Annotated in this window: 14 protein-coding genes; 7 read left to right on the top strand and 7 right to left on the bottom strand. The window is 73.5% G+C overall.

Features of this window, described 5'->3' with window-relative positions; translation table 11 throughout:
- The first annotated feature begins 336 nt into the window (after positions 1 to 336).
- Entirely contained in the window at positions 337 to 1035 is a 699-nt protein-coding gene (locus KYY02_RS22470; RefSeq protein ID WP_371240619.1) for an NAD(P)H-binding protein, read from the top strand.
- Between the two features lie 408 nt (positions 1036 to 1443).
- Here KYY02_RS22470 and KYY02_RS22465 read toward each other — a convergent pair whose 3' ends face one another.
- A complete protein-coding gene (locus KYY02_RS22465) occupies positions 1444 to 2118 on the bottom strand; it encodes a restriction endonuclease (protein WP_371240611.1) in 675 nt (224 codons plus the stop codon).
- 321 nt (positions 2119 to 2439) lie between these two features.
- Between KYY02_RS22465 and KYY02_RS22460 the strand changes: the two genes are divergently transcribed.
- Positions 2440 to 2604, top strand: a complete 165-nt coding sequence (locus tag KYY02_RS22460) for a hypothetical protein (protein WP_371240609.1) — start codon at positions 2440 to 2442, stop codon at positions 2602 to 2604.
- A gap of 61 nt (positions 2605 to 2665) precedes the next feature.
- On the opposite strand, the gene KYY02_RS22455 is transcribed toward KYY02_RS22460, so the two are convergent.
- Positions 2666 to 2866, bottom strand: coding sequence for a DUF397 domain-containing protein (locus KYY02_RS22455; protein WP_371240608.1), 201 nt, complete (start codon positions 2864 to 2866; stop codon positions 2666 to 2668).
- On the bottom strand, positions 2863 to 3741 hold the full coding sequence (locus KYY02_RS22450; RefSeq protein ID WP_371240606.1) for a helix-turn-helix domain-containing protein: 879 nt from the start codon (positions 3739 to 3741) through the stop codon (positions 2863 to 2865). The genes KYY02_RS22455 and KYY02_RS22450 overlap by 4 nt, the downstream gene beginning before the upstream one ends.
- A 148-nt stretch (positions 3742 to 3889) precedes the next feature.
- Here KYY02_RS22450 and KYY02_RS22445 point away from each other — a divergent pair, with 148 nt between their 5' ends.
- The 4 genes from KYY02_RS22445 (at position 3890) to KYY02_RS22430 (ending at position 9641) form a co-directional block, all read left to right on the top strand.
- Positions 3890 to 4360: an ATP-binding protein gene (locus KYY02_RS22445; protein ID WP_371240604.1), complete on the top strand. Its 471-nt coding sequence runs from the start codon at positions 3890 to 3892 to the stop codon at positions 4358 to 4360.
- 143 nt (positions 4361 to 4503) lie between these two features.
- Positions 4504 to 4884 (top strand): effector-associated constant component EACC1, encoded by a 381-nt coding sequence (locus KYY02_RS22440; RefSeq protein WP_371240602.1) that lies wholly within the window; start codon positions 4504 to 4506, stop codon positions 4882 to 4884.
- A gap of 6 nt (positions 4885 to 4890) precedes the next feature.
- Positions 4891 to 8793, top strand: a complete 3903-nt coding sequence (locus KYY02_RS22435) for a caspase, EACC1-associated type (protein WP_371240600.1) — start codon at positions 4891 to 4893, stop codon at positions 8791 to 8793.
- 467 nt (positions 8794 to 9260) lie between these two features.
- A complete protein-coding gene (locus tag KYY02_RS22430) occupies positions 9261 to 9641 on the top strand; it encodes a transposase (RefSeq protein ID WP_371240598.1) in 381 nt (126 codons plus the stop codon).
- Here the strand turns inward: KYY02_RS22430 and KYY02_RS22425 are convergent.
- The 4 genes from KYY02_RS22425 to KYY02_RS22410 form a co-directional block, all read right to left on the bottom strand.
- Positions 9623 to 10762 (bottom strand): glycine amidinotransferase, encoded by a 1140-nt coding sequence (locus KYY02_RS22425; RefSeq protein WP_371240596.1) that lies wholly within the window; start codon positions 10760 to 10762, stop codon positions 9623 to 9625. The genes KYY02_RS22430 and KYY02_RS22425 overlap by 19 nt on opposite strands.
- A 58-nt stretch (positions 10763 to 10820) precedes the next feature.
- Positions 10821 to 11021 (bottom strand): MbtH family protein, encoded by a 201-nt coding sequence (locus KYY02_RS22420; RefSeq protein WP_362279556.1) that lies wholly within the window; start codon positions 11019 to 11021, stop codon positions 10821 to 10823.
- Complete coding sequence (locus KYY02_RS22415) at positions 11018 to 17353, bottom strand: non-ribosomal peptide synthetase (RefSeq protein ID WP_371240594.1); 6336 nt, start codon at positions 17351 to 17353, stop codon at positions 11018 to 11020. Before KYY02_RS22415 ends, KYY02_RS22420 begins: the two co-directional genes overlap by 4 nt.
- A 262-nt stretch (positions 17354 to 17615) precedes the next feature.
- A complete protein-coding gene (locus KYY02_RS22410) occupies positions 17616 to 18347 on the bottom strand; it encodes a thioesterase II family protein (RefSeq protein WP_371240592.1) in 732 nt (243 codons plus the stop codon).
- Positions 18348 to 18634: 287 nt separating this feature from the next.
- On the opposite strand from KYY02_RS22410, the gene KYY02_RS22405 reads away from it, so the two are divergent.
- Positions 18635 to 19654 carry a diiron oxygenase gene (locus KYY02_RS22405; RefSeq protein ID WP_371240590.1) on the top strand — a complete coding sequence of 340 codons (1020 nt, stop codon included), beginning with the start codon at positions 18635 to 18637 and terminating at the stop codon, positions 19652 to 19654.
- Positions 19655 to 19835 lie beyond the last annotated feature (181 nt).

The following is a 19835-nucleotide window of genomic DNA, read 5'->3' as shown; positions in this document are numbered from 1 at the left end:
GGGGTCCTCCGGGACTTTTCTGGGACTTCCGCCTCCATCAACCGGCACGAGCATGAAACAACTGAAAGGCCATTCACGCAGTTCAGTGGCCAAAGACCCCTCATCATCGCAGGTCACCGCGCTGGCTGGTTTCTTCCGGGACATCTGAAAGACCGTCGGGTGATGGCCGGCGAAACCTCTCTGACCTGCGGCAGTACACGCCGCCGGAGGTGTGACGACACAACGTGGGACTTCTCTGGGACCTTGCGCCCGAGTCGGAGCAGGACGCGGGTCAACGCCCTCGCAGGCAGCGGCCCGCGTCGTGCATGCCTGCGAACAGCGTGACCGGACCATGCGCTGCAAGGCGCCCCCGAACGCCTTCCGAATCGCCTTCGAAGACCGTCCCGCCCCGGCCGCCACCTGACCCCGAACAAAACTGGATCAGCCGTCTACTGGACACACCCCAAGGGCGAAACCGCTGCCGCCCGCGGGACCGGACTCGTCGTCGGCGACGTGACGCGCCCCGACACCCCAGCGGCCGCCGTCGCCGACGTCGACGCCATCGTGCTGACCCTCGGTTCCGACGGCGGCGCCCACTCCTCTCCGGAGGACGTCGACCACGCCGGAGTCCGCAACATCCTGACCGCTCCGGACGGCCGCACTCCCCGGATCGTGCCGATGACGTCCATCGGGGTCACCTCCCGCTCACCCGCCTGCCACCACCTTCTGGACGGGAAGCGCCGCTCCGAGCGTCTGGTCCGCGCCAGTGGACTTCCCTGCACGATCGTGCGGCCCGGCTGGTTCGGCATGAACGGCCCGGGCGAGCATCGGCCCGTCTTCCTGCAGGGTGACACCCGGCGAACCGGCACCCCCGGCCGACGGCGTCACCGCACGCCAGGAGATCGCACAGGTTCTCGTGGAGGCCCTGACCTCGCCGCAGGCGACAGGACGGACCTTCGAACTCGTCGCCGAGAACGGCCCCGCCACGGAGGACCTGGGCCCCCTGTTCGCGGCACCGGACCAGGACGCTCCCGGCGCCCTGGACGGAGCCGGTGACGAGGCGAACATGCCGCTGGACCGGGAGCCGGCACGCGTACGCGAAGACCTCGCGGCGGTTCGCGTGACGCGGAGGAAACTCTCACGGCATGCCGGCTTCCGGCTTCCGGCTTCCGGCTTCCGGCTTCCGGCTTCCGGCTTCCGGCTTCCGGCTTCCGGCGCATGCTCCGAGACGCCGAGATCCCCCAAGTCGCATCGTAGTGGGAGTACTTCGGCACGTAGATGGGCGTGAGGAAGATGTGTCCCGTCGGGATCCGGCGTGCGTCGGTTCCCTGCCGGTCGATCGTCCCCGGGCCGCGGGCGTGGAACGGGGCGCCGGGCCGGGACGGGTGTCTCCGAGCCGGGATTCACCTTGCCGGGTACGCGACTCGCCGACGGTCGAGGCCCGTCCTGCCCCGCCCGGCAGTGTCATGGAGCGCGTCGAAGGCCCGGCGGCCTGCGGGGTGGCGGTACCGCCGGAAGGATCTCCCACAGGGGTCGCCCGTCGCGGGCCCACTGCTCCAGCAGGTGCCGGTCGACCAGGTGCAGGCGCTGCTGCCGGGCGAAGTCACGGGCAGGCCCGGAGATCCTCCCGTTGGTCACCATGACGACGACGTCGCCGCCGTGCACCGGCCGACCGGTGCCGTTGAGGGTCTGCAGCTCCGGTGTCCCGACAGCCGCACCGTCGAGCCCCTTGCGGCGGTGCTTGCACTGGATCACCCAGAAGCGACCGAGGGGATCGTGCCCCTTCACGTCGGCCCCGAGGTCGCCCCGGCCACCACAGCGCAGCACGTCGCGTGAGCCGTCCCGGGCGAGCAGATCGCGCACCGCGACCTCGAAGGCACTGTGGTGCATGGCGTCGAGCTGGCCGAGCGAGTAGGTCAGGGCCTCGACCCGCAACCGCGCCGACCGCATCCGGCCGACCCGCCGGTGGGTCCACCCCGCGAGCGCGACCGACGCCGACAGGCCGAGCACGATCAGGACCCACCAGTGCGCCCGCATCCACTGTCCGACCTCGACCAGCACCCGGACGGCGAGGGCCGTCACGCCCATGGCCGCGAGCATCTCCCCACGGCTCCTGCGCCGCCGGCGACGCGGGCTCATGCGTCCGCTCCCGCCGCCTCGGGGCACGGTGTCCCGCGCGCGCTCCGGCCGGTGCGATCGGTGCCGTCGTATCCCCTGCTCCTGGACACGGCCCCCCTCATGCGCAGTTCCTCGCCGCTTCCATGAGAGCACCTGTCACCGACAGCGGACCAGGCGTCACGACCCCCTGTCCGAAAACCGCCTGCGGCTGCCCACCGGGCGTACGTGTCCCCGGATGTGACGCTCTGAATTGTCAGTGCCCGCCGCTACCGTCGAAGCCGAGCCGAGGAACCGCCGGCCCCGTCCGCGGGGCACTGCCCCCTTCACTGCGGAGGAGCGCCCGTGACCTACGTACGCCCCCACCGCCGGGGTTACCAGGCCCCCTTCTACAAGGCCGACCGCGAGGCCGAGATGCGGGCGGCGCACGCGCACTTCCAGGCGCGGCTGGACGCCGAGATCGCCGCCGGGCGCTGGACTCCGCCCGTTCGCGAGAAGGCGAACGCGTAGTCGGCCGACGCGGCCTGGCACAGGTCTGCCCCCGGTGCACTACCGGGGGCAGGCCAGTCGCCTACTGAGCAGCGAAGCCGACGAACGCCGCCCAGACGGAGGCAGCGATCGAGAGGGAAGGCCGGCTTGTGTCCTTGGAGTCACGAACGTGGACGGCCTCGGAGCAGGCGGCGACCTCCACGCACTCGCCGCCCGCCCCACTGCTGTAGCTGCTCTTGAACCACGTAAGGCCGGATTCGGAGTGGTCAGGCTTCATGGTCATCTCTCTCCCAGCAGCTTCTCAACGAAAGCGAGCGATTCCCGTGGAGTGAGTCCTTGAGCGCGCAGGATTCCATACTGCTCCTCGAACTCACGCACTGAGCCGCGCTCCGTGTGAAGGCGGCTCTCCTTGTGTGCTTCCACGTACGCGATCCTGCGCCCTTCCCGCGTCTCGATCAAGGTGAATGGTCCGCCGAGCGCTGCATGCTCCTCACGCTGGGTCGGCATCACCTGCAACTCGACGTTGCGCTGCTGCCCCACAAGAAGCACCTGCTCCAACTGCCCGCGCAAGACGCTTTCACCTCCCAGTGGGCGCCGCAGCGTCGCCTCCTCGATGACGAAGCTGATGGTGGGCATCGGCCTCCGAGCGAAGATGTCCTGGCGAGCGAGTCGAGCAGTCACGCGCTGGGCGATCGTCTCTTCGTCCAGCAGCGGCCGCCACATTCCGAACACCGCCCGCGCATACTCCTCTGTCTGCAACAGCCCCGGCATTCCTTGATTGGCGTACACATGCAGCTCAACCGCCTCCCCCTCCAACCGCGCCGCGTCCCGGAAGAACACCGGATACTGCGCCCGGGCCACCTCCTCCTTCATCTCCTGGAGGACCCCGCCCGCGTCCAGCGCCTCGTCCGCCTGGTCGATGAACCTCGGCGGCGGCACCCGGCGTCCCTGCTCGTACGCGGCGATGGTGGAGACCGAATACCCCGTCAGTGAGCCGAACTCGGGCCGATCCATGCCCGCCCGCAGCCGGAACCGCTTCAACTGCCTTCCGAAGACGCGCAGGACACCGGATCCGGCCTCCGGTTCGGGCTGCCGTTCGCCGTCACTGTCGCCGCCGCTCGCGGACCGCTCGTCCACCAGTCCCGTCGGTTCACTCATCCCTGTACCACCTCCCACGGCCAACGCGGCCCCCGCGCCGGCCGTCACGCTCCGTCCCGCCGACACCCGCGCACCGGCCACTTACAGCGACCCTCCGTGTGCGCGCCGTATCTGGTCACGCTAGGACGACGACGGCACCGTGAGCCACATGAACAGCCCCCTCTCCACCCCACGGGTGCACGCCCCCGGCGCCGAGGCCGGGACCGCCGGCCCCCGCCACGAGTTCGCGATGGCCTTCACCTCCTCCCCGCGCGGCGCGCGCCTCGCCCGCAGGCTGGTCTCGCACCGGCTCGACGCGTGGGGGCACCCGTACGACGGCCGGGTCAACGACGCCCTCACCCTGATCACCGCCGAGCTGGCCGCCAACGCCGTACGGCACGGGCACGTCGCCGGACGGGACTTCCACGTCCGGCTCGTGCACGGCGCCGGCACCGTGCGCGTCGAGGTCACCGACACCCGGACCGAACGCGTCCCCCTGCTCTCCGAAGCGGAACCGCCCGGCGACGCGGAGTCCGGCCGGGGTCTGCTGATCGTCGCGGGGCTGGCGACGCGGTGGGCGGTCGCCCCGCGCGAGGGCGCGCCGGGCAAGACGGTCTGGGCGGAACTCGACCTCGCCTGAGACGTGCGGGACTCGGCCACCGGCCACCGTGTTCACGCCAACGGTCGTGCGTACGCACCTCGTTGGACCGTCACTGTCAGTGCCGGGCGCTAGTGTCGTTCGCCCGGCAAGGAGCCGGTGAACCAGGGGGAGCACGAACCGCCATGCCCGAGAACCACACCGGATACCGGATCTCCGTCGTCGACGAGGACCCGCTGCGCGCCCGCAAGGACACCCGCGAACTGCTCGCCACGCTCGCCGAGGCGGACCCCGCCGCCAGGCTGGACCTGCCCGCACCCGGCGGCCCGTCGGGAGCCTTCGACAAGGGCGGCCCGTCCGCCGAGACCGTCGAGCTGCTGCTGAGCGCCGGGGCGTTCGTCGCCGCCCTCGTGCAGGTGTGGCTGGCGCGGATCCCGCAGCGCACCATCGTGGTCAAGCGGCCCGACGGGGCGGTCCTGCGCGTCACCGGCAAGGAGGCCCGCGAGGACGACACGCTGATCGAGCGGTTCCTCGCGGACGACGGCGACGGCACGACGGCGGGCTGAACGGCGATGACCGACAACGACCGCCACGCGCTGCTCGTCGGTGTCTCCACGTACGACAACGGGGCCTACCGGGACCTCTCGGCCGTGCGGGCCGACCTGCACTACATGCGGGCGGTGCTGGAGAACACCGAGATCGGCATGTACAACGAGTGCGCGGTGGCCGCCGAGCCGACGCGCGCGGAGATGCTGCACGCCGTCGAGACGTTCCTGGAGGCCCGGCAGGCCAGCGAGACCGCGCTGCTCTACTTCAGCGGGCACGGCGAGTACTGCGAGCAGGACGGCCAGTTGTACTTCCTGACCCGGGACACCGACCCCGCCGACCTGCCGGGCACGGCCGTGCCGGCGGAGTTCCTGGAGCGGATGCTCCAGTCCTGCCGGGCGGCCTCCAAGCTGGTCCTGCTGGACTGCTGCTCCAGCGGTTCCGTCGTCCAGGGCTGGACCGCCAAGGGCCCGGCGGGACAGCCGGAGCGGCCCGCGCCGAGCACCCTGCTGCGGCCGACCGGCGTGTACTTCATCACCGCGTCCGACGCCCTCCAGGCCGCCTCCGCGATGGCGCCGCAGGGGTCGGACCTCGGCACCTCCCGGTTCACCGGGGAGATCGTCGAGGGCCTGCGCAACGGGCGGATCAAGGACGGCGGCTGGATCACCCCGGACGACCTCTTCGACTACCTGACCGCCCAGATGACCCGCGACGGGGTGCCGGAGGGGCAGCGGCCCACCAAGTCCACCATCAGGGCCACCCGGAGCCTGCCCTTCGCCCGGTCGGTGGCACGACCCGTGCGGCTTCCCGTGCTCCCCCACGACGCCACCGGGGCCGCCCGGCGCTCCCCCGCGCTGCTGAAGGCGCGGGAGGCGGCCGAGGCGGACGAACGGGACGGCGTCGACCCGCAGCGGCTGCTGCGCTACTACGCGGACTGCCTCACCGCGCAGGCGGCGGCCGGGATGCGGCCGGACCGGGACGCCGGCCGGAACACGAAGTACTTCCTGCTGGCCCAGGGCGAGGAGACCGTCCAGTCGGGCCGCGGACCGCACATCGTCGCGCCCGGCCCACTGCCCCGGCCCCAGGACGGGCGCACCGGGTCGGACAGCGGGACGGGGACGCGGCAGGAGTACTGGTACGGCTACCCGGCGATCACGCTGCCCGCGCGGGACGGCGGCCGGGGACGGCGCGCGACGGTGGAGCTGGCGCCGCTGCTCGTCCAGCAGATGGAACTGGCGCCGGACGAGGACGGCCGGGACGTGCTCCGGCCCAGCGGCGTGCCGTCCCTGCACAGCGGCGTCGTATCGGAACTCCTCGACGCGGGCGACGCCGCCGACCTGGTCGCCCGCTGGCAGCCGGCCTGGCAGGAGGGCAACGACGCCCAGATGCTCCGCGCCGTGCGGGAGCTGCTGGAGGAGCTGGGCCTGCCGGAACTCGAACCCCTGGACCCGTCCGCGCTCAGCGGCCGCACGGTCATGCAGGCACTGCGGCCCGGCGCGCACAACGCGGCCGTCCTGCTGGTGCCCTCGGGTGCGGAGGCCATGGCCACCCAGGCGCTGGTGGACAACCTGCTGGAGATCTCCACGCGGACCGCGCAGATCACGGGCACCGCCCTGGGCGCGCTGCTGGACGGCGGGGCACGCCAGGCGCCGGACACGACCTCGGCACCGGCGGACGCGGTGACCCCCGTCGCCCCGGGGCCGTGCAACGAGAGCCAGGAACAGGTGATCTCCTCGGCGATGACCCGGCCGCTGACGGTGGCGACCGGGCCGCCCGGCACGGGCAAGAGCGAGGTCGTCACGGCGGTCGTCACCACCTGTGTCGCCGCGGGTCAGTCGGTGCTGGTCGCCTCCACGAACAACGAGGCCGTGAACGTCGTCGCCGAGCGCTGCGACGACATCGCGCCCGGCCTGCTGATGCGGACGGGCAACGCGGAGGCGCTGGAGCGGGAGGCGGCCAAACTGGAACGGCTGCTCGCCGAACCGGTCGGAGCGCCGCGGCGCGGATCGGCCACCGTGGGCGGCGAGCTGCGCAACACCCGGAAAGCGGCCGACCGGCTGCGGGAGGAGGCTGCGCGGCGCGTCGGTGAGGAGACGCGGCTGCTGGAACTGCTCCGCGACCGGGAGGAGCGCGCCGCCGCCCTGGAGCTGCCCCTGCCCCTCCTCGAAGGGGCCTGGGCGGCTGATCCGGACGGCCCTGCCCCGCTGGACCGGTGGGCGGACCGGGCACGGAGGACGGCCGCGGCCCGCTGGTGGCAGCTCGGGGCGTGGCGGCGCGGGCGGGCACTCGCCGCGCTGGTCTCGGCAGGGGCGGGGTGGTCCGAGGAGCCGGGAACGGCGTGGCCGGCCTGGGCCACGGGACGACCGGTGCCGACCGAACTGCTGGAGTCGCTGGCCGAGGTCGTGTCCGTGGAGCGGGAACTGCGGGAACTCGTCCGCGCGCACGGGGAGTGGGACGAGGACGGGCTCAAGGCGTCCCGGCTGGCGACGTCTCAGGTCCTGACCGGTCTGTCGGCGGAGCTGTCCCGCGCCCTGTCCGCCGAGGCCCTCGGCCGGGCGGCCGGACTCATGAACCAGCGGCTCCAGGCACTGCGCCGCCGCTCCGGCTACCAGCGCAGCCAGAAGAACCTGATGGCGCACGTCAAGGGGTGGGCCGTCAGCACCCACTCGGTGCGGCAGCTGGAACTCACCCCGAAACTGTTCGACCTCGTCGTCATCGACGAGGCCAGCCAGTGCTCCATCCCCTCGGTGCTGCCGCTGCTCTTCCGGGCCCGCCGGGCGCTGATCATCGGTGACCCCATGCAGCTCGGGCACATCCCCGGCGTGTCACCGCAGCAGGAGCGGCAGGCACGGACGCGGGCCGGCCTGAGCGCCGCCCAACTGGAGCACCACCGCCTCACCTACCACGTGCACTCCTCGTACCACGCGGCCGAACAGCACGGCGAGGGCGCGCTGCTCCTCGACGAGCACTACCGCTGCCACCCGCGGATCGCGGACGTGGTCAACGGGCACTGCTACGGCGGCCGGCTGCGGGTGCTGACCGACGTGCGGCGGCAGGTACCGGCGCACGACCCGGTGGGAGCGGCCGACCCGGCACCGGTGCTCGGCTGGGTGGACGTACCCTCCGGGGGCTCGGCACGCGGCGGCGACGGGCGGTCCTGGCGCACCGCGGCGGAGGCGGAGGCTGTGCGGCGCGTGGTCGACGGACTGCTGGCGGGGCTTCCGCCGGACGCGACGGTGGGAGTGGTCACGCCGTTCCGGGCGCAGAAGGAGGCACTGGCCCGGATGTGGCGGGACGACGACCGGGTCAGGGTCGGCACCGTCCACACCTTCCAGGGCGGACAGCGCGACGTGATGGTGCTCAGCCCGGTGGCGGCGTCCAACACCCCGCCCCGGACCACGCACTGGGTCGCGAGCCAGGTCAACCTGTGGAACGTGGCAGTCACCCGGGCCAAGTCGCAGCTGATCACGGTGGGCGACCTCGCCTTCTGGCAGGGGCAGAGCGGCCTGCCGGCCCTCCTCGCCGCGCGCTCGACGCCACTGGGAGCGGGCGACGACGGCGCTCCGGCCGAAGCGGGCGCACCGGGCCCGGCGGCCGAGGCCCGCGAGGACCTCGCCGACCGCCTGCAGCGGTACCTGACCGGACGGGGGATCACCGATCTGGAGCGGGCCCTGCAGGTGGGCGGACGCCCGGTGGATCTGCTGTTCACCGACGCGGGCGAGAACACGGCGGTACTCATCGACCCCGGACCGGAGCCCGGCACGGACCCCGCCCGGCACCTCCGGCTCCTCCACGCGCGAGGCGACCTGCTCACCGGCCTGCCCTCCGGGGGCCACGGCGCCAAGCCCTGCCCGGTGAGCCGGACGGTGCGGGTTCCCGCCTGGCGCATCCTGGCGGGCGAACCTGCGCTGGCACCGCTGTTCGACTGAGCCACGCACAGGGCGGCCGGGCTCTACGGAGCCCGGCCTGGGACCCGCCCAGCCGTCGGGGGCCCACGCGGTGGAGGAGATCAAGCGGCACCTCTCCGGCGAGACGGAGGCCTGGCTCATGCAGTTCCCCTCCGCGTTCACCAAGGTCAATTCCGCCGAGGCCGTGGGGTCGTGTGCGCACCTCGTCACCGAGTTCGCCAGGGGAACTCCATGCAGGCGAAGGAGACCCGTTCGCCGATCTCGTGCGGAGCAGGGCCCAGCAGTGCGGGGCACCCCTCTGTCCGGCGGCGGACGCGGCGGGTCCGAGGCGGTGTTCCAGCGCCTTGCCGCGAGTCCTTCCCCGGCCGTGGGCCGCGCGCCGAACATCTGCGACGTCTTGAGAAGTTGAGGGGATCGACATTGAAGCTTCCCCTTGGTCCTGGACACCTGGCGACTGGGACGGGAGAGCCTGGAGGAAGCAGTGCCGGGTGGGAAGCAAGTACACGAAGCGGTACCCGGATGAGTACAAGCGGGACGCGATCGAGCTCGTGCGGCCGTCGGGCCGGACGGTGACAGGAATCGCCCGGGAACCCGGGGCCGGTTCAAAGTCCCTGCGGGGCTGGATGAAGAAGGCCCGCGCTGCCCAGGACCCAGGACATCGGACCCGGTCCCATGGCGGGGCGGTCCGGGCGGAGCACCGAGAGCAGCCCGGCCGGCTGCGCCTTCCTCGGCGGCGTCCTCTTCCTCGTCCCCGCTTTCCGCCCGGGGCGCGTCCGCGCGAGAGCGTGGCCCCGCTCCCCCCGCACCACGGGTCCCGCCCGCCGCCGCGGGCGGGGCCCGTGGCCGCGTGTCAGACCAGGGGGGTGTAGTCGAGGTTCGGGAAGTAGTCCTCGCGGGTGCCCGTGCGGCGGACGTCCCAGGTGGCGCAGTGCAGGGAGCCGCCGTACTCGAAGACGTGCCGGAAGGGCACCGTGAAGACCTCGAAGCCGAGGCCGGACAGCAGGTCCTGGAGGGGTTTCTCGTTCTCCTCGCAGACGACCTTCGTCGGGGAGATGCTGAGCACGTTCATCGACAGCCACTTGGAGGACTGGCAGTACTGCGGCATCTCGTCGTTGGTCAGCACCGGCTGCGGGGCCTCGACGAGTTCCCAGCCGTTGGCGAGGAACATCTTCTCCTCGCCGTCGCGCAGCGGGCGCTCGGGGTTGGTCAGGATCAGGCCGGGACGCAGCGGCACGAAAGTGCAGTCGATGTGGGAGGGGAAGAAGTCCAGCGGGAAGTGCACGGTGTGGACGCGGAAGCCGCGCGGCTCCAGGTGCTGCCTGAGCCAGCGGATGCCCGCCCGGTTGGTGGTCATCGACTCCTGCACGAGGATGTCCCGGCCGAGCCGGCTCATGTCGGCGGCGTCGAAGACGACCTCGTCCTGGGTGACGCAGAACTCGAAGGCGTGCATGCGCTCGTGCCGCTCCTCGAGCGGCCAGTCCCAGAAGGCCTCGCGGTACATGCCGTCCGCCATCGAGGGCTTGGGAGCGGCGGTCCACCGCACGCGCGGGTCTGCGTTCCAGTACTCGTAGACCAGTTTGCGGTACGGCTGGTACTCGAAGTAGCGGGCCCGGCGCGACATCGTGGCCTCGACGATCTCGTTGCCGAAGGTGATCATCACGTCCCGCGGGCAGACCGAGCAGTACTGGTTCCCGGCCTCGAAGTCGGGGGTGGTGACCGGGCGGGAGAAGTCGTGCGGGGCGGGGCGGCGGACCGTGACGCCCTGGGACTCCAGCAGGCGGGCGAGCCCTTCGAGTTCCTCGTTGGCCAGGTCGATCGCCTCCTTGGGCTTCGGACCGGTCGGGAAGGGCGTGCCGGGGGCGTTGCGGACAGCGGGCCGGCTGGCCGGCTCGGTGGGCTCGAAGCAGGCGTTGTCGGCCGAGCCGACGACCATCTCCTCGAGCGGGTCCCATTCGTTCCAGGAGTTGACGACCATGGAGTCGTTCTGCATGGGTGCGGTCACCTGTCTGTGAGGGAGGGGCGTGGCGGTGTGCACGTCGGCGGGCGGGTCACGCGTCGGCGAGGCTCGCCGGACGCATGTCGGTCCAGTTCTGCTCGATGTGGTCCAGGCAGGTCTGCCGGTCGCTGTCGGCCAGGACGACGTCCCAGCCGGGCGGCACCAGGGCGAAGGCGGGCCAGATGCAGTGCTGGCGTTCGCCGTTGACGAGCACGTGGAACGCGCCGTCCTCGTTGTCGAAGGGGTTGGTCATGTCGTTCTCCCGGTCGGTGGTGCGGTCCCGGCGCCGGCCCGCCGTGCGGCGAGCAGGACGGCGAGGGCCCTGGGTGTGCGGTGGCGGAAGACGGCCGAGACGTCGAGGGCCACGTCCAGTTCGGCCTCGACGCGGCCGACCAGGCGCAGCGCGGTCAGCGAGTCGCAGCCGAGGTCGAACACGTCGTCGTCGGCGCCGACGGCCGTGCGCCCGAGGACGCCGGCGGCCAGCTCGCACAGGAGCTGCAGGTCGGCGTGGGGCGAGGCGGCGGAGGGGGCACCGGGGTGGAGAAAGCACCCGGTCGGTGCGGAGAGCGCCGACGGCAGGGTGGTCAGCAGCTCGCGCAGCCGGGCGGCGGTCCGCTCGCCGGTCCCCTCGTCGAGGAGGTCGGCGCGGTGGCCGATCTCCAGCCGGAGCCGGCTGCCGGGCGCGACCATGAGCTTCAGCGGGTAGTGGTACGGGTCGTGGCCCGCCAGCCCGGTCAGGCGCAGACCGTCGTCGGGGCTCGGGAGGGCCTGGGCCAGCGGGAAGTTCTCGAAGACCACGCAGCTGTCGAACAGCGGCCCCCGTCCCACGGCCCGCTGCACCTCGGCCAGGGCGAGGTGCTGGTGGGGCAGCAGTACGGCCTGCTCGCCCTGCAGGCGGCGCAGCAGGTCCGTCACCGGTTCGTCGACGTCCAGGCGGACCCGGACCGGCACGGTGTTGACGAACATGCCGACCGTCTCGGCGACGTCCGGCAGATCGGCCTCCCGGCCGGAGACCACGGCGCCGAAGACCAGGTCCCGCCGCCCGGTCAGGTCGTGCAGACACAGCGCCCACACCGCACGGAGCAGGGTGTTGGGGGTGACTCCGTGGCCGCGGGCCGCGTCCAGCAGTGCGGCGGTGTCCGCCTCGGACAGCTCGACGGTGAGGGTCCTCGGCAGGCTCCGCACGCGGGCGGTGTCGCGGCCGGGGCTCACCAGGGTGGGCCCGGGAAGGCCGGCCAGGGCCTCGGCCCAGGCGGTGCGCGCCTCGTCCCGGTCCTGTGCGGCGAGCCAGTTCAGGTGGTCGCGGTAGCGTCCGGGAGCGGGCAGGTCCCCGGCGTCGCCGTTGCCGTCGAAGAGCGCCAGGAGGTCGCGCAGCAGCAGGGACGTGGACCAGCCGTCGGCGAGCAGGTGGTGCATGCTCAGGACCAGTTCGTGCCGGTCCTCGGCGAGCGTGAGCACGGTGCAGCGCATCAGCGGCGGTACGGCGGGGTCGAAGCGGTGGTGCCGGTCGGCGTCCAGCAGCCCGGCGCGGCGGGCGTCCTGCTCCGGGCCGCCCAGTCCGGTCAGGTCGTGGACCCGCCACGGCATCCGGACGTGTTCCGCCACGGCCTGCACCGGCTCGCCCGAGCGCCGCTGGAGGAAGGCGGCACGGAGCATCGGGTGGCGGCGCAGCAGGGCGTCGCACGCCTGCCGGAACCGTTCGACGTCCAGCGGGCCCTCGGTCTCCATCGCGATCTGCACGGTGTAGGCGTCGAGGTCCTCGGCGGCGTAGCGGGCGTGGAAGAGCAGGCCCTCCTGGGTGGGCGTCATCGGCAGGAGTTCCTCGACGGGGCCGCCGGTGCGGGCGGCCAGCCTGGACCGCTCGGCGGCGTCGTCCCGTGCGGTCCGGGCCGGCCGCGCGGTGGCGTGGACGCCGAGGGCGCGCAGGGCCGCGAACCACAGGTCCGCCAGTTCCGCCGCCTCGGAGTCGGTCAGCAGGCGCCGGGCCCATCGCCAGTGGGCGACGAGCCGGGGCCCGTCCGGTCCCTCCTCGACCGCGGCGTCGACCTCGACGACGTGGGTCAGCGGCATCCGCGGGTCGGCGCCGAGCGGCAGGGCGCCGGACTCGGGCGCGACGCTCCAGTCCTCGTCCCCGGACGCCGGACCGTTCTGCCGGCCCAGGTAGTTGAAGCACAGCTGGGGCGTCGGGAGGCCGGTCAGGCCGGCCGCCGTACCGGGGTTGAGGTGGCGCAGCAGGCCGTAGCCGAGGCCGTGCCGCGGCACCCGGCCGAGCTGGGCCGCGACCCGGCGCACGGCCTCGGCGAGGCGGTCGTCGGACGCGGGGTCGGCGCCGTCGGGGCTCCAGCCGGGGATGCCCGGGTCGAGGCGGACGGGGTACAGGGAGGTGAGCCAGCCGACGGTCTCCGACAGGTCGGCGTCCTGCTCGAGCGGCTCGCGGCCGTGGCCCTCGACATCGATCACGACGGAGCTGCCGCCGGGGCCCGAGCGGTGCCGGGCGGCCACGGCGAGGGCGAGGCCGGTGAGCAGCACCTCGTTGGTGCGGGCGCCGAGCGCGGTGGGCACCGTGGCGAGCAGTTGTCCGGTCAGGTCCTCGGGCAGGGTACGGCGCAGCTCGCCGGCGGTGGCCTGGATGTCCCGGGAGGGCGACAGGCGCGCGTCGGTCAGGACGAGGCCGTCGGAGTCCAGGGTCCGCTGCCAGTACGGGAGCTCGGCGAGGACGTCCGCTCCGTGCGCCGCCCGGTGCAGCGTGCCGCTCCACTCGGCGAGCGGCAGCGGCACGGGGTCGAGCCGCACGGGGGCGCCGGACGCGGCGGCGTTCCAGGCGGTGTAGAGGTCCATGAGCACGATGTGCCAGGACACCGCGTCGACGGCGAGGTGGTGGACGGTGACGAGCAGCCGTCCCGGTCTCGCCCGGCCCGCGTCGAACCAGGTGGCCCGCAGCATGGCGCCGTCGCGCGGGGCGAGGGCGTCGGCGTCCTCGGCGGCGCAGGCGACGATCCGGCCGCGCAGTTCCTCGTCGGAGTCCGCCCGGGTGGAGACGTCGACCCGCCGTACGGTGCCCGGGGGCGCGGTGTCCGGGGCGGGGTGCACAGCGAGGGAGCCGTCCTCGCTCAGCCGTCCGCGCAGTGCCTGGTGGCGGGCCAGGACGGCGGCCACGGCGGTGCGCAGCCGGTCGGTGCCGAGGTCGGGCGGGACGCTCAGCAGAGTGGACTGGTGGAAGGCGTCGTAGCCGCCGCCGTGTTCGCGCAGGCGTCGCATCAGGGGCGTGGCGGGGACGACGGTGGCGGCGTCGGGCCACGCGCCGGTGGCGACCGGGACGGGGGTGGCCGGGACGGGGGTGGCCGGGACGGGGCGCGGGCCGGCGGCCGTGCGCTCCGGTTCGGTCCTCGCGGGCGCGGCGTCCGCCAGGAAGGCGGCCAGGGCGGCGGCCGTGCGGTGCGTGAACACCTGCTTCGGCGTCAGCCGCACGCCCGCCTCACGCGCCCTCGCCACCAACTGGATCACCGTGATCGAATCACCGCCGAGACCGAAGAAGTCGTCCTCGACCCCCACCGCCTCCAGCCCCAGCACCTGACCGAACAGACCCGCGAACAATGACGCGGGCCCGTCACCGCCCGGCACGGAACCCGCGACGGACGCCGGCTCCGCCTTCGCGGGCGCGGGCCGCTCGGGCTTCGGGGCGTGCCCGGGTGCGGGCAGTGCGGCGCGATCGACCTTCTCATTGGGGGTGAGCGGGAGCTCGGTCATCGGGACGAAGGACGAGGGCACCATGTAGGCGGGCAGCCGTTCGGCGACGCGGTCGGCCAGGCCGGTCAGGTCGCCCCCGGAGCCGGGCACCACGTACGCGACCAGGCGGGGGGTGCCGCGCCGGTCCTCGCGCACGGCCGCGGCCACTCGGGCGACCGCGGGGTCGGCGCCGATCACGGCCTCGACCTCGCCGAGTTCGATCCGGTGGCCGCGGATCTTGACCTGGTCGTCGGTGCGTCCGGCGTAGACCATGGCGCCGTCGGGTCGCCACCACGCGAGGTCGCCGGTGCGGTACATCCGGGCGCCCGGCTGACCGAACGGGTCGGCGACGAAGCGGGCGGCGGTGAGGCCGGGGCGGCGGGCGTAGCCCCGGGCCAGGACCTCGCCGCCGATGTACAGCTCGCCGGGCACCCCCGGCGGGACCGGGCGCAGCCAGGGATCGAGGACGTAGAGCCGTGCGGCGGGCACGGGACCGCCGATGGGCACCGCGCCCCGGGGCAGCGGGTCGCCGGGCGCCAGGCGGTACTCCATGCAGCCGACGGTCGCCTCGGTGGGACCGTACTCGTTGACGACCGTCACGTCGGGGTGGCCCGCGCGCCACTCGGCCAGTGCCTCGCCGGTCAGCTGCTCGCCGCCGAGGACGAGTTGCCCGGTGGGCGAGTGGGCGTCGGAGGACGCCACGAGCACCGGCAGGTGACTGGGGGTGGCCTTGACGAATGCGGGCGGCCGGGTCCCGGCGCCGGCCGGGGCGTCGACGTCGGTCAGGTCGGCGACGTGGACCAGGCCGCCCGCGGTCAGGGGGCCGAGAATGCCGGTGACCGTGAGGTCGAACGACGGCGGCGAGTGCACCAGCGCCCGGTCGGCCAGTCCGGGGTAGGCGGCGCGGGCGAAGGCGAGGTAGCCGTCGACCGTGCGGTGCTCGACGACCACGCCCTTGGGGCGGCCGGTCGAGCCGGAGGTGTAGATGACGTAGGCCGTGTCCTCGGGCCGCACTTCGGCGTCGGGGGCGGGCCCGTCGAACGCGGCCAGGGCCGTCCGGACGGCCGGGTCTTCGAGCGGGACCGTCGAGGGACGGCCGGCGAGGGCGGGGTGACCGGCGTCGGCGCAGACCACGGCGGCGGGTGCGGAGTCGTCGAGCAGGAAGGCGATGCGCTCCGCCGGGTGGCCGGGGTCGATCGGTACGTATCCGGCGCCGGCCTTCAGCGCGGCGAGCAGTGCCACGATCAGTTCGGTGCCGCGCGGCAGGACGACGGCCACCAGGTCGCCGCGGGTGACGCCCCGTTCGGTCAGGAGCCGGGCCAGCCGGCCGGCCGAGTCGTCCAGTTCACGGTAGGTGAGGGTGCGTCCGGCGTCGGTGACGGCCTGGGCGTCGGGGGTGGTGCGCACCTGCTCCGCGAACCGCCGGGTCAGCGGGGCCGGCTCGGGGACCGCCCCGGATCCGCGGCCCCACCCGTCGAGCACCTTCCGGTGTTCCTGGTCGGTCAGCAGGGGCAGACGGGCGACGGGGGTCGAGGGGTCCTGTGCGAAGCCGTCGAGCAGCAGCCGCAGCCGGGAGCCGACCAGTTCCATGCGGTCGTCGTCGAACAGGTCCCGGCGGTGGCTGAGGTGGAGGGTCAGCCGGGGGCCGGCGAGGGCGACGACGCTGAGCGGGTAGTGCGTGGTGCCGGTGATCTCCTGCCCGCCGGGGGCGTCGGTGTCGGCTCCGGTGTCCGGGGTCTCCCCCTCGGCCTCCAGCAGGGGGGCGACGCGCAGGCCGGGGACGGCGTCGCGCAGGGTGTCCCAGCCCAGGGGGGCGTCGCCGAAGCCGGCCGCGGTGTCGAACAGCGGGCCGAGGCCCGCCAGACGCCGCACCTCGGTCAGTCCGAGGTGCTGGTGCGGGGCGAGGGCGAGCTGCTCGTCCTGGATCCGCGCGAAGAGCGTGGCCAGCGGTTCCGAGGGGTCGATCCGCACCCGCACGGGCACGGTGTTCATCAGAAGGCCCACGATCCGGTCGGCGCCGGGCAGGCCGGCCGGGCGGCCGTGCACGGTCTGCCCGAACACCACGTCGTCGCGCCCGGTGAGCAGCGCCAGCAGCAGCGCCCAGGCGCCCTGGACGACGGAGTTGAGGGTGAGGCCGTGCCGGCGCGCGGCCTGCTCCAGCGCGCGGCTGGTGTCCTCGGGCAGGGTGAGGCGGACCAGTCCGGGCAGCGTTCCGTCGCCGGCCTCGCCGGCGACGGGCGCGACGAGCGTCGGTTCGGCCAGTCCGGCCAGCGCCTCGCTCCAGGCCCGCTCGGCGGCGGCACGGTCCTGCCGGGACAGCCAGCGCAGGTAGTCGGTGAGGGGGGTGAAGGGGGCGCCGGTGATGGTGCCGTCGCCCGCGGCGTGGTGGTGGTACCGGGTGAACAGGTCCTCCAGTACCAGCGGCACCGACCAGCCGTCGAGCAGGATGTGGTGGTACGTCAGGACGAACGCGTGCCGGTCCGCGGCGAGCCGGACGAGCGCGAAGCGGATCAGTGGCGGGTCCGCCATGTCGAAGCGCCGGCGCCGCTCGTCCTCCAGGAAGGCGACCAGCTTCTCGACGCGGACGGAGTCCTCTTCGCCCGCGAGGTCGAGCGAGGTCCAGGACAGGGTCGCGGTGCGGCGGATCAGCTGCACGGGCTGTCCGCCGGCGCGCTCGCGGAAACCGGCCCGCAGCGCGATGTGCCGGGCGAGCGTGTCCGCGGACGCGGCCCTGAGCGCGTCGGCGTCCAGAGGTCCGGTCAGTTCGAAGGGCGCCTGGACGGTGTAGACGTCCGCGCCCTCCGGGTCGTACAGGGCGTGGAAGAGCATGCCTTCCTGCAGCGAGGTGAGCGGCAGCACGGCCTCGATCGGGGACGGGACGGTGCTCTGCGGCGTCGGCTGCGACGGCTGCGAGGACGGCGACGGCTGCGTCGGCTGCGTCGGCTGCGTCGGCTGCGTCGGCTGCGAGGATGGCGTCGGCTGCGAGGATGGCGTCGGCTGCAAGGGCTGCGACGGCCGACGGTCCTGCGGGGCGGCGTTGGTCTTCACTGTGAGGTCTTCCCGGAAGCGGTCGGCGGCGCGCACGGCGAGGCGCTCGCCCGGGCGGGGTCTGGCCGGTGGGTCAGGAAAGGGGAGCCGACCGGGCGAGCCGGCCGAGCGTCCGCCCGAGGGCGTCGAGCGTGGGTCCGGCGTGGGTGAACAGGTAGTCGTGGCCGCCGGGCAGCAGCCGGAGCGTGAACCCGTCGTCGGCGCACTCCCGCCAGCCCTCCAGCCGTTGCCGGCTCACCAGGGGGTCGTCCGCGCCGCCGAACACGTGCAGGGGGCAGCCGACCGGCGCGGGGCCGGCGGCCGTGTACGCCTCGGCCAGCGCCAGGTCGCGGCGGACCGTACGCACGGCGTACCGCAGGTACGCCGGGTAGCGGTGCAGTTCGGGCGGGAAGCCGCCGAACCCCTCCAGCCAGCTGAGCAGTCCCTCGTCGTCGCGGTCGGTGACCCGCCGGAGCACCCGGGCGTGGGGGGCGCGGGAGGCGGAGACCAGCAGCGCGGCGGGCGGGGTGAGGCCGCTGCGGCGGACGCGGACGGCGAGTTCGTAGCCGATCAGCGCGCCGAAGCTGTGGCCGAAGAAGGCGTACGGGGCGCGGAGCTCACCGGCCATGCCGTCGAGCACGGCGTCGGCCAGCTCCTCCAGGGTGTCGGGGAGCGGCTCGGCGCTGCGGACGCCCCGGCCGGGCAGTTCCACCGTGGCCAGCTCCACGCCCGGCGGCGGGGCGAGCCGCCAGGGCGCGAACGACGCGGCGCTTCCCCCGGCCTGCGGCAGACAGATCAGCCTCAGGCGGGCGTCGGGTGCCGTCACCCGGCCGACGATCCACGGACTGCCCGCACCGCGCGTCGGGGTGCGCGCGGGAGGGGAGGGTCGTGCAGCGGCATCGGTTCGCATCCCGCTCCTTCGTCGGCCGGCGTTCTCCGGGGCGTGGCCCGCGGGGACGATGGTGGGGCGGCCGACGGCAACGGTGCCAGGCACACCGACCGGCAACACCTCTGCCGCCCAGTTGCCCGGCGTCTGCCTGGCCCGCGGGACATCCGGTGACGAGGATCGTCGGAACACTCCTGCTCTTGTGCCCCGAGGGGATCTCCTTCACGATGACCGCCCTTCCTGACGAGGCAGCCGACCCGACGTTCTTCACCCTGGAATCCGTCAAGGCGGACCTGATGGAGGTGGAGAACCTCACCCGGGCCTGTCTGAACTGGGACTACGGCAAGCGTGACAGCCGTGTGTGGAGCCTGTACGAGAAGAACAAGGCCTCCCAGTGGAACGCCACCACCGACATCGACTGGGACCACGACGTCCGCTTCGGTTCCGAGCTCACCGAGGAGAACGGCGCGAGGCTCGCGTCGTTCGTGATCGGCGAGGGCAGCCCGGTGCCACCGGAGCTGCTCACGCAGTTCCGGTGGGAGTACCAGGCCTGGATGTGCAGCCAGTTCCTCCACGGGGAGCAGGGTGCGCTGGTGACCACGGCCCGGCTCGTCGAGACCGTGCCCGACATGGACGCCAAGACCTACGCCGCCTCCCAGGTCGCCGACGAGGCGCGGCACGTGGAGGCGTTCGCGCGCTACATGGACGAGAAGCTGGGCGTGGTGTACCCGGTCAACCCGGGCCTCGGGACCCTGCTGCACGACGTGCTGTCGGAGTCCCGCTGGGACATCGTCTACCTCGGCATGCAGGTGGTCATGGAGGGCCTGGCCATCACCGGGCTGCGGCTGGCCAGCAGCGGCTTCGGCGACCCGCTGATCCGGCAGATCACGCGGATGGTCGCGGCCGACGAGGCCCGGCACATCGCCTTCGGCGTCACCGCGCTCAACGGCATGTACGCGCAGGTGACCGCGGCGGAACTGCGTGACCGGGAGGACTTCCTGCTGGAGGCGATCCGGTTGATGTCGCGCCGGTTCATGCTGCGGGAGCTGTGGGAGCGCATGGACCTGGACGTGGAGGCGGGCGTGCGGTTCGCGCGGGCCAACCCGATGATGGCCACGTACCGGCAGCTGCTGTTCCAGCAGGTCATCCACGTGCTGCGGCAGCTGGGCATGCTGTCGGACAAGGTGAAGGAACTGCTGATCGCGGAGAACCTGGTGCGGGCGGAGACGATGGCCGCGGTCCGCTGAGCCGCCGGCCGCCACGCCGGAACACCCCCGGCACGGTCCGGGGCGGGCGGTCGTGTCGCCAGGCGTGTTCCGTGGCCCACCGCGAGCCCGTGCCCCGGCGAGGGCCGTACCGGCGGGCCGGCCGTCACGCGGAGCGCCGGCCGTGTCCCACGGACGAACCGTCCGGCCCCGGCCCGCGCCC

This window comes from Streptomyces pimonensis (genome assembly GCF_041380215.1).
GTDB classification, from domain to species: Bacteria; Actinomycetota; Actinomycetes; order Streptomycetales; family Streptomycetaceae; genus Streptomyces; species Streptomyces pimonensis.
This window is presented reverse-complemented; position numbering and strand designations above follow the sequence as displayed.

Excerpts from the sequence above, each read along its gene's own strand:
- KYY02_RS22465 (WP_371240611.1), bottom strand. The coding sequence starts at position 2,118 with ATGAGCCCGCGTCGCCGGCGGCGCAGGAGCCGTGGGGAGATGCTCGCG.
- KYY02_RS22455 (WP_371240608.1), bottom strand. The coding sequence starts at position 2,866 with ATGACCATGAAGCCTGACCACTCCGAATCCGGCCTTACGTGGTTCAAG.
- KYY02_RS22450 (WP_371240606.1), bottom strand. The coding sequence starts at position 3,741 with ATGAGTGAACCGACGGGACTGGTGGACGAGCGGTCCGCGAGCGGCGGC.
- KYY02_RS22445 (WP_371240604.1), top strand. The coding sequence starts at position 3,890 with ATGAACAGCCCCCTCTCCACCCCACGGGTGCACGCCCCCGGCGCCGAG.
- KYY02_RS22440 (WP_371240602.1), top strand. The coding sequence starts at position 4,504 with ATGCCCGAGAACCACACCGGATACCGGATCTCCGTCGTCGACGAGGAC.
- KYY02_RS22435 (WP_371240600.1), top strand. The coding sequence starts at position 4,891 with ATGACCGACAACGACCGCCACGCGCTGCTCGTCGGTGTCTCCACGTAC.
- KYY02_RS22425 (WP_371240596.1), bottom strand. The coding sequence starts at position 10,762 with ATGCAGAACGACTCCATGGTCGTCAACTCCTGGAACGAATGGGACCCG.
- KYY02_RS22420 (WP_362279556.1), bottom strand. The coding sequence starts at position 11,021 with ATGACCAACCCCTTCGACAACGAGGACGGCGCGTTCCACGTGCTCGTC.
- KYY02_RS22405 (WP_371240590.1), top strand. The coding sequence starts at position 18,635 with ATGACCGCCCTTCCTGACGAGGCAGCCGACCCGACGTTCTTCACCCTG.